At 65.5% G+C, this 14,133-nt stretch carries 11 protein-coding genes; 8 read left to right on the top strand and 3 right to left on the bottom strand.

The genetic code is table 11. The features are described 5' to 3' along the window. The 6 genes from SPHI_RS07340 (at position 1) to SPHI_RS07315 (ending at position 6,092) form a co-directional block, all read left to right on the top strand. On the top strand, positions 1-1,659 hold the full coding sequence (locus tag SPHI_RS07340; RefSeq protein WP_076744247.1) for a type II and III secretion system protein family protein: 1,659 nt from the start codon (positions 1-3) through the stop codon (positions 1,657-1,659). 23 nt (positions 1,660-1,682) lie between these two features. Then, positions 1,683-2,348, top strand: a complete 666-nt coding sequence (locus SPHI_RS07335; protein ID WP_198927833.1) for a CpaD family pilus assembly protein — start codon at positions 1,683-1,685, stop codon at positions 2,346-2,348. Position 2,349: 1 nt separating this feature from the next. Further along, the gene (locus SPHI_RS07330; RefSeq protein ID WP_076744392.1) at positions 2,350-3,636 is read left to right on the top strand and encodes an AAA family ATPase; all 1,287 of its coding nucleotides are present in this window, start codon (positions 2,350-2,352) and stop codon (positions 3,634-3,636) included. A gap of 44 nt (positions 3,637-3,680) precedes the next feature. Further along, positions 3,681-4,655: a type II secretion system F family protein gene (locus SPHI_RS07325; RefSeq protein WP_076744245.1), complete on the top strand. Its 975-nt coding sequence runs from the start codon at positions 3,681-3,683 to the stop codon at positions 4,653-4,655. Positions 4,656-4,657: 2 nt separating this feature from the next. Next, the gene (locus SPHI_RS07320) at positions 4,658-5,659 is read left to right on the top strand and encodes a type II secretion system F family protein (protein WP_076744244.1); all 1,002 of its coding nucleotides are present in this window, start codon (positions 4,658-4,660) and stop codon (positions 5,657-5,659) included. A 70-nt stretch (positions 5,660-5,729) separates the two neighbouring features. Then, entirely contained in the window at positions 5,730-6,092 is a 363-nt protein-coding gene (locus tag SPHI_RS07315; RefSeq protein ID WP_076744243.1) for a hypothetical protein, read from the top strand. A 341-nt stretch (positions 6,093-6,433) separates the two neighbouring features. On the opposite strand, the gene ppdK is transcribed toward SPHI_RS07315, so the two are convergent. From ppdK to SPHI_RS07295, 3 genes are all read right to left on the bottom strand, one after another. After that, positions 6,434-9,124: a pyruvate, phosphate dikinase gene (gene ppdK, locus SPHI_RS07310; RefSeq protein WP_076744391.1), complete on the bottom strand. Its 2,691-nt coding sequence runs from the start codon at positions 9,122-9,124 to the stop codon at positions 6,434-6,436. Positions 9,125-9,225: 101 nt separating this feature from the next. Beyond that, positions 9,226-11,235, bottom strand: a complete 2,010-nt coding sequence (gene glyS, locus SPHI_RS07305) for a glycine--tRNA ligase subunit beta (protein WP_076744242.1) — start codon at positions 11,233-11,235, stop codon at positions 9,226-9,228. Between the two features lie 235 nt (positions 11,236-11,470). Further along, positions 11,471-12,352, bottom strand: a complete 882-nt coding sequence (locus tag SPHI_RS07295; RefSeq protein WP_233130778.1) for a glycine--tRNA ligase subunit alpha — start codon at positions 12,350-12,352, stop codon at positions 11,471-11,473. Between the two features lie 88 nt (positions 12,353-12,440). On the opposite strand from SPHI_RS07295, the gene SPHI_RS07290 reads away from it, so the two are divergent. Together SPHI_RS07290 and SPHI_RS07285 are read left to right on the top strand one after the other, a co-directional pair. Further along, positions 12,441-13,340, top strand: a complete 900-nt coding sequence (locus SPHI_RS07290) for a TraB/GumN family protein (protein WP_076744240.1) — start codon at positions 12,441-12,443, stop codon at positions 13,338-13,340. A gap of 137 nt (positions 13,341-13,477) precedes the next feature. Continuing rightward, on the top strand, positions 13,478-14,095 hold the full coding sequence (locus SPHI_RS07285; protein WP_076744239.1) for a 50S ribosomal protein L25/general stress protein Ctc: 618 nt from the start codon (positions 13,478-13,480) through the stop codon (positions 14,093-14,095). Positions 14,096-14,133: the final 38 nt, after the last annotated feature.

Here is a 14,133-nt window from a genome sequence, read left to right as displayed (position 1 = left end):
ATGCGCCTTCGTTCAACAACGATCGGCCGGCCGCTTGCCGTGGCGCTTGCCGCCGCCGCAATGACGATCACGCCCGCCGCCGCCCCAGCGCAGAATGCGGCGGTGCGCAGCGAGGGCGGCACGCTTCAGGTCGCGACCAATCGCGGGCAGCTGATCACGCTGTCGCGGCCGATGAGCGACCTGTTCGTGGCCAATCCGGAAATCGCCGACGTCCAGGTCCGCTCGCCGACGCAGCTGTATGTGTTCGGCAAGAAGGCCGGCGAGACGACTGTCTCGGCGACCGCGAAGAGCGGGGCGGTGGTCTATGCCACCACCGTTCGGGTCGGGAACAACTTCGATTCGCTCGGCCAGATGCTGGCGCTGGCGATGCCGGAGGCTAACGTCACCGCGACGACGCTGAACGGCATCGTGCTGCTGACCGGCACCGTTGCCAGCCCGGATGACGGCGCGGAGGCCGAGCGACTGGTGCAGGCTTTCGTCGGGGAAGGCACGACGGTGGTCAGTCGCCTGCGCACCGCGACGCCGCTGCAGGTAAACCTGCAGGTGCGCTTCGCCGAGGTGACGCGCAGCTTCGCCAAGAACATTGGCGCGAATCTAACAACGATTGACGGAACGGGCGGATTTAAGTTCGGCGTCGGTAGCGGTCGTCCGGTCGGGACCATCACTACTGATCCACGACTCCCACTTGGGGTCGGTGGCACCGTGCAAGGCTATACGATCGACCCCACATCGATCACCTATCTGCCTAACGGTCAGATCGATCCAACTTCGATTAGAATGGTACAGCGCGCAGGAACGACGATCACGCCGGGTTCAGACCGTACGACGCTCGGCTTTCTCACCAAACTGCTCGGGTTAAACCTTGCTGGCGCGCTCGACCTGGGTGAGCGGATTGGCCAGGTGACGAGCCTTGCCAACCCGAACCTCACCGCGTTGTCGGGCGAGACCGGTACCTTCCTCGCCGGCGGCGAAATCCCGATCCCCATCGCGCAAGGGCTTGGCGGCGTAGGCGTCGAGTATAAGCAATATGGCGTCAGCCTGGCCTATACCCCGACGGTGCTGGCGGATGGCCGCATCTCGCTTCGGGTGCGCCCCGAAGTGTCGCAGCTCGATTATTCGAACGCGGTGACGGTGAGCGGTGCGCAGGTCCCGGGTCTGACGACGCGGCGGACCGAGACGACCGTGGAGCTCGGTTCCGGACAGAGCTTCATGATCGCCGGCCTGCTGCAGAACAACCATAACAATTCGATCGAAAAGACGCCGGGGGTCGGCGATGTTCCGATCTTGGGCGCGCTGTTCCGCTCCAACGGCTTTCAGCGCGGCGAAACCGAGCTGGTGATCGTGATCACGCCGTATCTGGTGCAGCCGGTGAACGGCAACGACATCAAGCTGCCCACCGATGGCTACAAGTCGCCCACCGATGTGGAGCGCATCCTGATGGGCCAGCTGTCGTCGGGCACCACCGGCGGCGACCGGCCCAAGCCCTCGCTCGAAGCAGGCCCGCCCGCCGCGCCCGCGATCGGCGCGACGACGCCGATCATGCCGGCAATCCCCGTGCCGCTGCCCGGCAAGGAGGATGACGGCAAGGACGCCAAGGCGAGCCGCAAGGGGAAGAAGGGCAAGAACGCTGCGCCCGTCCCCGGCTTTTCGATCAACTGATGGCAACGGTGAGGAACAGCACCATGCGCACGCACACTTTCCTTCTCGGCCTTGCCCCGGCCCTGCTGATCGGCGGGTGCGGTGGCACGCAGAACCGCGGGCTCGAGTCGGTCCACCAGCCGGTCGTCGCTCGCGCCGATTACGCCTTTGACGTCGGCAGCGGCCCGGACGGGCTTGCACCGGGCGAGGCACAGCGGCTTGGCGCCTGGATGGGCTCGCTGCGGGTCGGCTATGGCGATCGCATCGCGGTCGACGATCCATCGCGCGATGCCGCGACCCGCGCGGATATCGCCAATGCGGCAGCAAGATTCGGCCTGCTGGTGTCTGACGAGGCGCCAGTCACCCCTGCCCCAATTGCGCCGGGCACCGCGCGCGTGGTGATCAGCCGGGCGCGCGCTTATGTGCCGGGCTGCCCCGATCACAGCCGCATGTATCAGCCCGATTACGACGCGCACACGTCGTCAAACCAGGGTTGCGCGGTGAATTCCAACCTCGCCGCGATGGTCGCGAACCCGACCGATCTGGTGCGCGGCGAAGGAGCACGCGGCTTCTCCGATCCGGCGGTCGCGACCAAGGCGATCGACCGCTTCCGCAAGGCCGAGCCGACCGGCGGCGGTGGCACCACGGTGCGCGCGGAGAGCGCAGGCGGTGGCGGCGGCGGTGGCGGCAGCTCGGGCGGGGGGCGCTGACATGAACGCACCCTGGAAACCAGCGGGCGCAGCCAACCGCGAACCGTTCGTGGCTTATGTCTGCGACGAGAATACGGCGGAGGCGCTTCGCCCGATCGTCAGCGAAATGGGCTGGTCGGCGGAAAAAGTGAATCGCGGCGGGCTGCGCAATGCCGTGCAGTCACTCTCCGTCACCGCGTCGCCACACGTTTTGTTCGTCGACCTCGCCGAATCGGGCGATCCGCTCAACGACATCAACTCGCTCGCCGAAGTGTGCGAACCCGGCACGATCGTGATCGCCGCCGGGCAGGTCAACGACGTGCGCTTGTATCGCGATCTCGTCGCCAGCGGCATTCAGGATTATCTGCTCAAGCCGCTCAGCCCCGATGTGGTGCGCGATACCTTTGCGCATGCGCAGGCGCTGCTCAGCACGCCCAAGGTGATCGAAGCGGTTGCCGAGCATCCGCATTGCTCGGTGGCGGTGATCGGCACGCGGGGCGGCGCCGGCGCATCGACCATTGCCACCTCGCTCGCCTGGCTGATGAGCGACAAGGAGCGGCGCTCGACGGCGCTGCTCGATCTCGATGTCCATTTCGGCACGGGTGCGCTTGCGCTCGATCTGGAGCCCGGGCGCGGCCTCACCGACGCGATCGAGAATCCAAGCCGCATCGACGGGCTGTTCATCGAACGGGCCATGGTGCGAGCCTCCGACAAACTGGCGGTGCTGTCGGCCGAAGCGCCGATCAACTCGCCGGTCGTGACGGACGGCGGCGCCTTCCACCAGTTGCAGGAGGAGATGCGCGCCGCATTTGAAGCGACGGTGGTCGACATGCCGCGCGGCATGCTGGTCACCCATCCGCACCTCGTTCACGACATGCAGACGGTGGTGATCGTCACCGAACTGACGCTGGCGGCGGCGCGCGACAGCATCCGCTTGCTGTCTTGGCTGAGATCGCATGCGCCCGAAGCGCAGGTGCTGGTGCTCGCCAACAAGGTGCATCCCGGCCAGCAGCTGGAGATCTCCCGCAAGGACTTCGAGACATCAATCGAACGCAAGATCGATTACCTCGTCCCGTTCGATCAGAAACTGGCGGCACAGGCCGCAAAGCTCGGCAAGCCGCTGTACGAAGTGGGCAAGACATCGAAGACGGTCGCCCCGATCGCCGAACTCGTCACGCGCCTGTGCTTCATCAGCAGCGACGCTGATCCGATCAAGGGCAAGGCGCGTCGCGGCCTGACCGGCACGTCGCTGATGGGGAAGTTTGCGGATTTGAAAGGGTTGATGCCCAAGAAGCCGGGCAAGCGCTGATCCGTCACCTGGCGGACGGCTGAAGTGGGAGAACGGAGCGCGACATGCCCCTGTTACCGGTGATCACCCTGGCGATCGGCGCGCTTATCACGCTGGGCCTCCTGTACGTCGCGCTGTCCGGCCCGTCGCCGCAGCGCGCCGGCAATCGGCGGCTGGCAGCGATGCGCGAGCGCCACGCGGTGTCGCCGACCGCAGTGGTGGAGGCGCAGATGCGCCGGATCACCGGGCGTAGCGCTACCAAGGCGGATGCCGCCGCCATGCGCTTCCTGCCGCGCCCCGAGGAGTTGCAGAAGCGGCTTAACATGACGGGGAAGAACTGGACCGTCGGTAAATACGGCGGCGCCACGATTGCGGTGTTCCTCGGCACCATGCTGTTGATGTGGATGATCGGCCTGCCGCTGCTGCTCGCCTTTTTTCTGGGCCTGGCGCTTGGCGCCGGCCTGCCGCACTTCATCGTCGGCTTCTTCATCAAGCGGCGCGTCGCGGCCTTTAACGCGAAGTTCCCGGACGCGATCGAACTGCTGGTGCGGGGCCTGCGCTCGGGCCTTCCGATCACCGAGACGATGGCAGTGGTCGGCAGCGAAGTGGCCGGCCCGGTCGGCGAGGAATTCCGGTCGGTGGCTGACAAGATGAAGATCGGCCGATCGATGGACATAGCGTTGCAGGAAACCGCAGACCGGCTGGGGACCGCGGAATTTCAGTTCTTCGTCATCACCATCTCGATCCAGCGCGAAACCGGCGGCAACCTCGCCGAAACGCTGCAAAACCTCGCCAGCGTCCTGCGCCAGCGCGGCCAGATGAAGCTGAAGATCAAGGCGATGTCATCCGAATCAAAGGCTTCGGCGATGATCATCGGCGCGCTGCCGTTCATCGTCTTCATCCTGATCTGGTTCGTGAACGGCGCGTACATGCAGAACTTCTTCGTTGATCCGCGCCTGATCGTCGCTGGCGGCGGCGGGCTCATCTGGATGGGCATCGGCGCATTCATCATGGCCAAGATGGTCAATTTCGAGATCTGATGATGGAACCGACACAAGGCCCGACGTTGCTTGGCGTGGATGTATTGTGGGTCGCCACGATCCTGTCGGCGATCGCCGCGGGCGCGGTTTTCGTCGCCATCTATGCCGCGCTCAGCGTGCGCGATCCGATGGCCAAACGCGTCAAGGCGCTCAATGATCGGCGCGAGCAGCTGAAGGCCGGCATCACTGCCTCCACCAGCAAGCGACGCGCCAAGCTGGTGCAGAAGAACGAGCATGCGGATCGGATCCGCACGCTGCTCGAATCGCTCAAGGTTCTGCAGGACAGCCAGGTTAAGGAGGCGCAGACAAAGCTGCTTCAGGCCGGTATCCGAAAGAAGGAATGGGCGGTCGGCGTGATCTTCGGCCGGCTGATCCTGCCGCTCGTGATCGGCGGTTTCATGGTGTTCGTGGTCTATGGCACCAACACGTTCGCCGAATGGTCCGCGCTGAAGCGCTACGGCCTGGTCGCGGGCACGTTCATCCTGAGCTACAAAGCGCCCGACATCTATCTCAAGAACAAGATCACCAAGCGGTCGGATGCAATCCGCAAGGGCCTGCCCGATGCGCTCGACTTGCTGGTGATCTGCGCCGAGGCCGGCTTGACGGTGGACGCTGCCTTTCACCGTGTCGCGAAGGAATTGGGCAAGGCTTATCCCGAGCTTGGCGACGAATTCGCGCTCACCGCGATCGAGCTTGGATTCCTCACCGATCGGCGCTCCGCATTCGAGAATTTCGCCAACCGAGTTGCGCTGGACGAAGTGAAGGGCATCGTCACGACAATGGTGCAGACCGAGAAGTACGGCACGCCGCTGGCAAGCGCGCTGCGTGTGCTGTCCGCCGAATTCCGCAACGAGCGCATGATGCGCGCGGAAGAGAAAGCCGCGCGATTGCCGGCGATCATGACCATTCCGCTGATCATGTTCATCCTGCCCGTGCTGTTCATCGTCATCCTCGGGCCCGCCGCCTGCTCGATCAGCGACGCGTTCCTCAACGGCAACATCTGAAAGCCCTATCTGCGGCCGGGGAACGCCGTCTGGAGAGCATCGTTAGGCATCCGTAACAGGAGGAACGCCGATGCTCTTCACGACGCCGACGCAATGGCTGGCGCTGGCCGTGGCGCTGATCGCCGGCTGGCTGTTCGGGTTGGCGAGCCATCCCGGTGGCCGCAAGTGGAAGCAGCGCTACGCCGACGAACGCGATGTGCATGGCCGCAACCGCAAGGACTATGACGCGCGGCTCGCGGAGCGGGACGCGCGAATCAAAGAACTGGAGCGCGAGAATGCGCGGCTGGCGAAGGCCGCTCCGGTGGCGGCGCCTGTGACGACGCACGCGCCGGTGGCGGCTCATGCGCCGATCGCCCAGACGGCGGCACGCCCCGCGGGTACGATGCGGGCGCGTTGGTTCGACTGGCAGAACCGCGTTGGCACCAACGGGTGAGGCTGACCGGTCAGACCGGTTGAAGCGTAGGCCTCAAGAGGCCGGGGCGCAGCCTGTGAAGATGATCAGCGGCAGACCTATGCGGGGGTGTACAGCCCTACCGAACCAGCGTCATGCTGAACTTGTTTCAGCATCCACCGTGCAGCAGAACACGGCGCGTCCGCTGACGGGTGGACCCTGAACAAGTTCAGGGTGAGGCCTTCATCGGAGGCCGCGTCTTCTTCTGCCCTGAGCGAAGGCGGCGCCTGGAGCAGCTCGAAACATTCAGCCGCGACATAACGCGAGCATCTCTCACGCCGACTCCCCCTCCCCGTCCGCGACGGAGAGGGGAGCGCCACCGCTTACTTCGCCTTCAGCGCCGCCTGGGCGGCGGCAAGCCGAGCGATCGGCACGCGGTACGGCGACGCCGATACGTAATCCAAGCCTACGCTTTCGCAAAAGGCGATCGACGCCGGATCGCCGCCATGTTCGCCGCAGATGCCGAGCTTGATACCCGATCGAGTCGCCCGCCCGCGCTCGGCGGCGAGGCTGATGAGTTCGCCGACACCGTCAACGTCGATGCTGACGAACGGATCCTTGGCGTAGATCCCCTGCTCCACGTACGAACCTAGGAAGCGGCCCGCGTCGTCGCGGCTGACGCCAAGCGTGGTCTGCGTCAGATCGTTGGTGCCGAACGAGAAGAACTCGCCCGCCTCGGCGATCTCGCCTGCACGCAGCGCGGCGCGCGGCAGCTCGATCATCGTGCCGACGAGATACTCGACCGTCTTGCCGCGCTCCTCGAACACCGACTTGGCGGTGCGATCGACCACGGCCTTCATCAGCTCCAGCTCGCGCTTGGTGGCAACCAGCGGGATCATGATCTCGGGGATCGGCGCCTCGCCGCTCTTCTCCGCCACGTCGAGCGCGGCCTCGAAGATCGCGCGCGCCTGCATCTCGTAGATTTCGGGATAGGTGACGCCGAGGCGGCAGCCGCGATGCCCGAGCATCGGGTTGAACTCATGGAGCTCACCCGCGCGGCGCTTCAGCGTGTCGACGTCGACACCGGCGGCGGTGGCGACTTCGGCGAACTCGGCTTCCTCGTGCGGCAGGAACTCGTGCAGCGGCGGATCGAGCAGCCGCACCGTCACTGGCAGGCCAGCCATGACCTCGAAGATCGCCTGGAAGTCGCTGCGCTGTTCCGGCAGCAGTTTCTCCAGCGCCGCGCGACGCCCCTTCTCGTCCTCCGCGAGGATCATCTGGCGCACTGCGGTGATGCGGTCGGCCTCGAAGAACATATGCTCGGTGCGGCACAGGCCGACACCTTCGGCGCCGAAATCGCGCGCCGTCTGGCAGTCGAGCGGCGTCTCGGCATTGGCGCGCACCTTGAGGCGGCGAACCTCGTCGGCCCATTCCATCAGCGTGCCGAAATCACCGGCCAGCTCTGGCTGGATCGTCGCGACCTCACCGGCCATCACCTCGCCGGTGGTGCCGTCGATGGTGAGCAGGTCACCCTCGCGCACCTCGCGGCCGGAGATGCGCGCGATCTTCGCCTTGTTGTCGATCGAGAGCGCACCGGCGCCCGACACGCATGGCCGACCCATGCCGCGCGCTACCACTGCCGCGTGGCTGGTCATGCCGCCGCGTGCCGTGAGAATGCCCTTTGCCGCGTGCATGCCGTGGATGTCCTCCGGCGACGTCTCGGTGCGCACCAAGATTACCGACTTGCCATCCGCCGCCATCTTCTCTGCGGTGTCGGCGTCGAACACCGCCGCGCCCGATGCGGCGCCGGGGGAAGCGGGCAGCCCCTTGGTCAGCACGTCGCGCTTGGCGTTCGGATCGAGCGTCGGGTGGAGCAACTGGTCCAGCGCTTGCGGATCGACGCGCGCGATCGCCTCGTCGCGGGTAATCAGCCCTTCCGCGGCCATGTCGACCGCGATCTTGAGCGCCGCCTTCGCCGTGCGCTTGCCCGAGCGCGTCTGGAGCATCCAGAGCTTGCCCTGTTGCACCGTGAACTCGATGTCCTGCATGTCGCGGTAATGCCGCTCCAGCCGGTCGAACACGGCGGCGAGCTCGGCATAGGCCTCTGGCATGGCCTCTTCCATGCTGAGCGGCTTGGCGCCCGCCTCTTCGCGCGCCGTCTTGGTGAGATATTGCGGCGTGCGGATGCCGGCGACGACGTCCTCGCCCTGCGCATTGATCAGGAACTCGCCATAATAGGCATTGTGCCCGGCCGAGGGATCGCGCGTGAAGGCGACGCCGGTCGCGGACGTATCGCCCATGTTGCCGAACACCATCGCCTGGATGTTGACGGCCGTGCCCCAGCCGCCCGGAATGTCGTTCAGCCGGCGATAGACCTTGGCACGATCCGACTGCCACGATCCGAACACCGCGCCGACCGCGCCCCACAACTGATCGTGCACATCCTGCGGAAACGGAGCGCCCTGCTGTTCCTGGACCAGCTTTTTGAACTCGGCGACGAGCGCCTTCCAGTCATCGGCCGACAGCTCGGTATCGAGCGTGAAGCCATTATCTTCCTTAGCAACCTCAAGCGCTTCCTCGAACGCGCCGTGATCGAGCCCGAGCACCACGTCCGAATACATCTGGATGAAGCGGCGATAGCTGTCCCAGGCGAAGCGCTCGTCATTCGACGTTTTGGCGAGCCCTTCGACCGTCTCGTCATTGAGGCCTAGATTGAGGACGGTATCCATCATCCCCGGCATCGACACGCGCGCGCCCGAGCGGACCGAAACGAGCAGGGGGTCGGACGCATCGCCGAACTTCTTGCCGGTGATCGCTTCGATATGCGCAAGGCCATCGGCCACTTCCTGGCGCAGGCTGTCCGGAAACGCCTCGCCTTCTTCATAATAGCGCGTGCACATCGCGGTGCTGATGGTGAAGCCCGGCGGCACCGGCAGGCCAATCGACGCCATCTCGGCAAGGTTCGCGCCCTTGCCGCCCAGGAGGTTCTTGTCCCCGCTACCGCCATCGGAGACGCCGCCGCCGAAGCGATAGACGTAGCGTTCATCCGTCTGGGGTTTCACCGCCGTCGCCATCATCTCGTCTCCTGTATTCGTTTTGCGCTGCAACACACGGGCAAACGCCCGATTGCAAGAACAAAGCTGCCCCTGACTGAATGTAACCGTTTACCCGTGCCTTATCCCTCGATCCGCGAGAAATCGGCCACCCCGTGAACCGCATCACGCACCCGGGCGAGCAGAGCGAGACGGGCCGCGCGCTTGGCGGGATCGGCATCGTTGACCGTAACCTGGTCGAAGAACGAATCAATCGGCGCACGAAGCGTGGCGAGCGCTGCCATTGCGGCTTCGAAGTCCTCGCGCGCGATGGCGTCCTTCGCTGCGGGTTCCGCCGTGTCGAGCGCCTGAGTGAGGGCGGCTTCGGCTGTGTCGGGCGCGGCGTTGCTCGCTGCGCCCTCGGGCACCCCGCCCTCCTTCTTGAGGATGTTCGCGGCGCGCTTGTAGCCGGCGAGCAGGTTCGCACCGTCTTCGGTGTCGACGAATGCCTGGAGCGCCTTCACTCGGGCGAGCAGGCGAACGAGATCGTCCTCCCCGCCGAGCGCGAACACCGCGTCGATCAGGTCGTGGCGGACGCCGGCCTCCCGCTGCTGGACCTTGAGGCGGTCGGCGAAGAAATCGAGCACGTCGGCATTTACCGCGCGAGCGAGCGGAAAGCGAAGCCCGTTGTCGAGTACGAGCGCGACTATGCCCAGGGCCGAGCGACGTAGGGCGAACGGATCCTTAGACCCGCTGGGCTTGAGATCCGCGCCAAAGAACTGGCCGATGCTATCCAGCTTGTCCGCCAGCGATACCGCCACCGTCACCGGAGCGGTGGGCACGTCATCGCCCTGCCCGACCGGCTTGTAGTGATCGCGGATCGCAGCGGCCACGGCCGGGTGCTCTCCCTGGCGCTCGGCATAATAGCCGCCCATTACGCCCTGCAATTCGGGGAACTCGCCGACCATGCCGGTGACGAGATCGGCCTTGGCGAGCCGCGCCGCGCGCTCGGCATGCTCGGGGTCCGCGCCTGGTACGATGCCTTCGTCCACCAGCCAGCGCGCGAGCTTGGCGACGCGCTCTACCTTATCGGCGACGGTGCCGAGCTTTTCGTGGAAGACGATCTTTTCGAGCTTCTTCGCCTGCTCATCGAGCGGCACCTTGAGGTCCGTCTCGTAGAAGAAGCGGGCATCGGAGAGGCGAGCGGCCAACACCTTGCGGTTGCCCTCGACGATCTTCGCGCCATCATCCGCCGCATCGATATTGGCGGTGCAGATGAAGGCGTTGGCGAGCTTTCCGTCCGCGTCGCGGCACACGAAATACTTCTGGTTCACGCGCGCGGTGAGCTGGATCACCTCCGGCGGCACGTCGAGAAACGCCGCGTCGAAGCGGCCGAGCAGCGGCACCGGCCATTCGGTAAGGCCGGCATTCTCCGCCACCAGCCCTTCGTCCTCGACCAGCCTCAGACCGGCCTTGTTGGCCGCCATCTTCGCACCGATCGCAATGGTGGTACGGCGCTCGTCCTGGTCGACGATGACGTGACAAGCGCGCAGCTTCTCGACGTAATCCGTCGCGGAGCCGATGGTGATCACGCCGGGGTGATGGAAGCGATGGCCGACTGTGGCGGCGCCGCTCTCCACACCGGCGATGGTGCAGGGCACGACCTCTTCGCCGAACAGCGCGACAATGCCTTGCAGCGGGCGCACCCAGCGCGGGCTCTCCGTGGAAAGCGACGGAGCACCCCAGCGCATCGACTTGGGCCAAGGGAAGCCGCGCACGATCGCCGGGATCGCCTCGACGAGCACATCGGCGGTCGCACGGCCCGGCTTGTCGATCACCGCGAACCACACGCCATCACGATCGACCAGCTGCTCCTGCGAGAGGCCGGTCTTGCGGAGAAAGCCCTCCAGCGCCTGCGGCGGCGCGGAGGTGCGCGGGCCCTTGAGTTCCTCGCTCACCGCCTGCGTGGCATCGGGCAGGTTGCGCGCGATCAGCGCCAGGCGGCGCGGCGTGGCATAGGTGAGGAGTGCGCCGGCGGCGAGGCCAGCCTTGGCGAGTTCCGCCGCGAACAGGCGGGCGAGATCCTCGCGCGCCTTGTCCTGCATGCGGGCGGGGATTTCTTCCGAGCGGAGCTCAAGGAGGAAGTCGGTCATGCGTGGCGGCCTTGGATTTGTTCACGCGAAGGCGCGAAGACGCGAAGAGAAAGGAAGGTTTGCTCGCGCGGCGGCGCGGAGGGCGCAGAGGTGCTGCGCTGGTTGCCAGGGAGTGCGGCAGCAATCACTGACTTGTTGCTGCCGCGAAACAGGGCCGCAAGCGTCACGCCCCCGCGTCCTCTGCGCCTCTGCGCGAAACCAGTCTTCGCGCCTTCGCGGCTTCGCGTGAACAAACTCACGCCGCCCACCCGTTCTTCTCCATGTACGATGCGCAAGCGCCTTTCGCCAAATCGCGCACGCGGCCGATATACGCCTGCCGCTCCGCCACCGAGATCACACCGCGCGCGTTGAGCAGGTTGAAGATGTGGCTCGCCTCGATCGCCTGTTCATAGGCTGGGATCGGCAGCTTCGCGTCCAAGCAGCGCGCACATTCCGCCTCCGCCTTGCGGAACAAGTCGAACAGCGCATCGGTCTCCGCGACCTCGAAGTTCCACGTCGACATCTGCCGCTCGTTTTCGAGGAACACGTCGCCGTAGCTCACGCCGGCGTCGTTGAACCGCAGGTCGTACACATTGTCGACATCCTGGATGTACATCGCCAGCCGTTCGAGCCCGTAGGTCAGCTCGCCCGCGACGGGCTTGCAGTCAAAGCCGCCCATCTGCTGGAAATAGGTGAACTGGGTCACCTCCATCCCGTCGCACCAGACCTCCCAGCCGAGCCCCCAGGCGCCCAGCGTCGGGCTTTCCCAATCGTCCTCGACGAAGCGGATGTCGTGGCGCGTGAAATCGATGCCGATCGCCGCCAGGCTGCCGAGATACAGCTCCTGCAAGTCCGGCGGGCTCGGCTTCATGATCACCTGATATTGGTAATAATGCTGCAGCCGATTGGGGTTCTCGCCATAGCGGCCGTCGGTCGGGCGACGGCTCGGCTGGACAAAGGCGGCGTTCCACGCATCGGGGCCGAGCGCGCGCAGCGTCGTCGCGGGGTGAAAGGTGCCAGCGCCCATGCGCATGTCATAGGGCTGGAGGATGGCGCATCCGCGCGCGCTCCAATAGGAATGGAGGCGCAGGATCATGTCCTGAAAGCTCAGCGGCGCTTCTGTTGAGGTGGCGTTCATCGCCCGCCGGGCAATGGCGGATGGCTCGCCAACAGGCAAGGGCCGCGCTAGGTTGGCCCTGCTCCGCTCAGGAAGGTCTTCCACACCCGTGTTCCGCCCGTTTGCCCCCCTGTTCGCCTCGCTAGGCCTAGCCTTCGCCCTTCCCGCCTGCGCGCAGCCCGCGCCCGCGGTGCAGCCGCAGGATGCCGATCCGGCGCTTTGGGTGGTGCGGGACAAGGACACAACGATCTATCTGTTCGGCACAATTCATGTGCTGAAGCCGGGCCTCAGCTGGTTCGACGAAGCGGTGAAAAAGGCGTTCGATCGCTCGGGCACGTTGGTGCTGGAGATGGTGGAACCCGATCAGGAAACTCAGCAAAGGGTGGTCGTCTCCAAGGCGTTCGATCCCGCCGGACCAACACTGCTCGAAAAGCTGCCAGCGGAGAAGCGACCTGCGTTTGAAAAGGCGCTGGAGGACAACAAGCTATCGCGCGCCTCGTTCGAGCGGATGCAGCCGTGGTTCGCCGCGATCAGCCTGTCGGTACTGCCGGTGCAGAAGCTGGGTTACCAAGCCCTGAACGGGCCTGAAGGCATCCTGACCGCCGCTGCCGAGGCACAGAAGAAGCAGGTGATGGGGCTGGAAACCTTTGAAGGGCAGATGTCGATCTTCGACTCGCTCTCGCAAAGGGCGCAGGTCCAGCTGCTGACATCCACGGTCGAGGAACTGCCCAAGGCCGGCGAGACGATGGAACGGATGGTTTCGGATTGGTCCAGAGGCAATCCGGAAGGGCTCGCCGCAACGATGAATGAGAGCCTGAAGGAATCGCCGGAAGTCGCCAAGGCATTGCTGGTCGATCGCAATGCGAAATGGGCGGCGTGGATCGCCGAGCGGATGCGCACGCCGGGCCGGGTGTTCATCGCGGTGGGCGCGGGGCATCTCGCCGGGCCGGACAGCGTGCAGGCGCAATTGGGCAAGTACAAGCTGAAGGCGGTGCGAGTTAAGTACTGAGCCGCCGACATCCTCCCCGGCGCGGGGAGGATCGCTTGCCTTTCTGCCCCTCCCCCGCTATGCGCGCCCGCTTCCGTTCCATGGTCATCCCTGGAGGCGTGGCGCGGATAAACACACACCTGTTTCGGAGAATATCGATGAGCGACCAGCTGACGCTCGCAGCCGAGACGCGTGACCGGGTTGGCAAGGGAGCCTCCCGGGCGCTGCGTCGTGACGGCCGCGTCCCCGCCGTGATCTACGGCCAGAACAAGGAACCGACCTCGATCCACCTCGAGGAGAAGGCGCTCGTCAAGGCGCTCGGCACCGGCCACTTCATGAACACCGTGGTGATGGTGAACGGTGAGCGCACCCTGCCCAAGGACGTGCACTTCCACCCCGTCACCGATCGTCCGGTTCACGTCGACTTCCTGCGCATTAGCGCGCACGCGACCGTCACCGTCGCAGTGCCGGTGGTGTTCATCGACGAAGAAGAGGCCCCCGGCCTGAAGAAGGGCGGCGTGTTGAACGTGGTTCGTCACGAGCTGGAGCTGGTATGCGACGCGGCTGAAATCCCGTCGGAAGTCACCATCTCGCTCAAGGGCCTGGACGTCGGCGATTCGCTTCACATCTCCGCCGTCACGCTGCCGCAAGGTACGCAGTCGGCGATCGATGACCGCGATTACACCATCGCGACGGTGGTCGCGCCCTCGGCGCTGAAGTCGAGCGAAGGTGCTGCCGAGGACGCGGGCGAAGCCGCGGGCACGGCCAGCGAGTAATCGTTCAGCTTGTTGCGTACGGATGCGGGCGGGAGGCG

It is taken from the genome of Sphingomonas jeddahensis, from assembly GCF_001981525.1.
In the GTDB taxonomy this organism is placed as follows: domain Bacteria; phylum Pseudomonadota; class Alphaproteobacteria; order Sphingomonadales; family Sphingomonadaceae; genus Sphingomonas; species Sphingomonas jeddahensis.
This window is presented reverse-complemented; position numbering and strand designations above follow the sequence as displayed.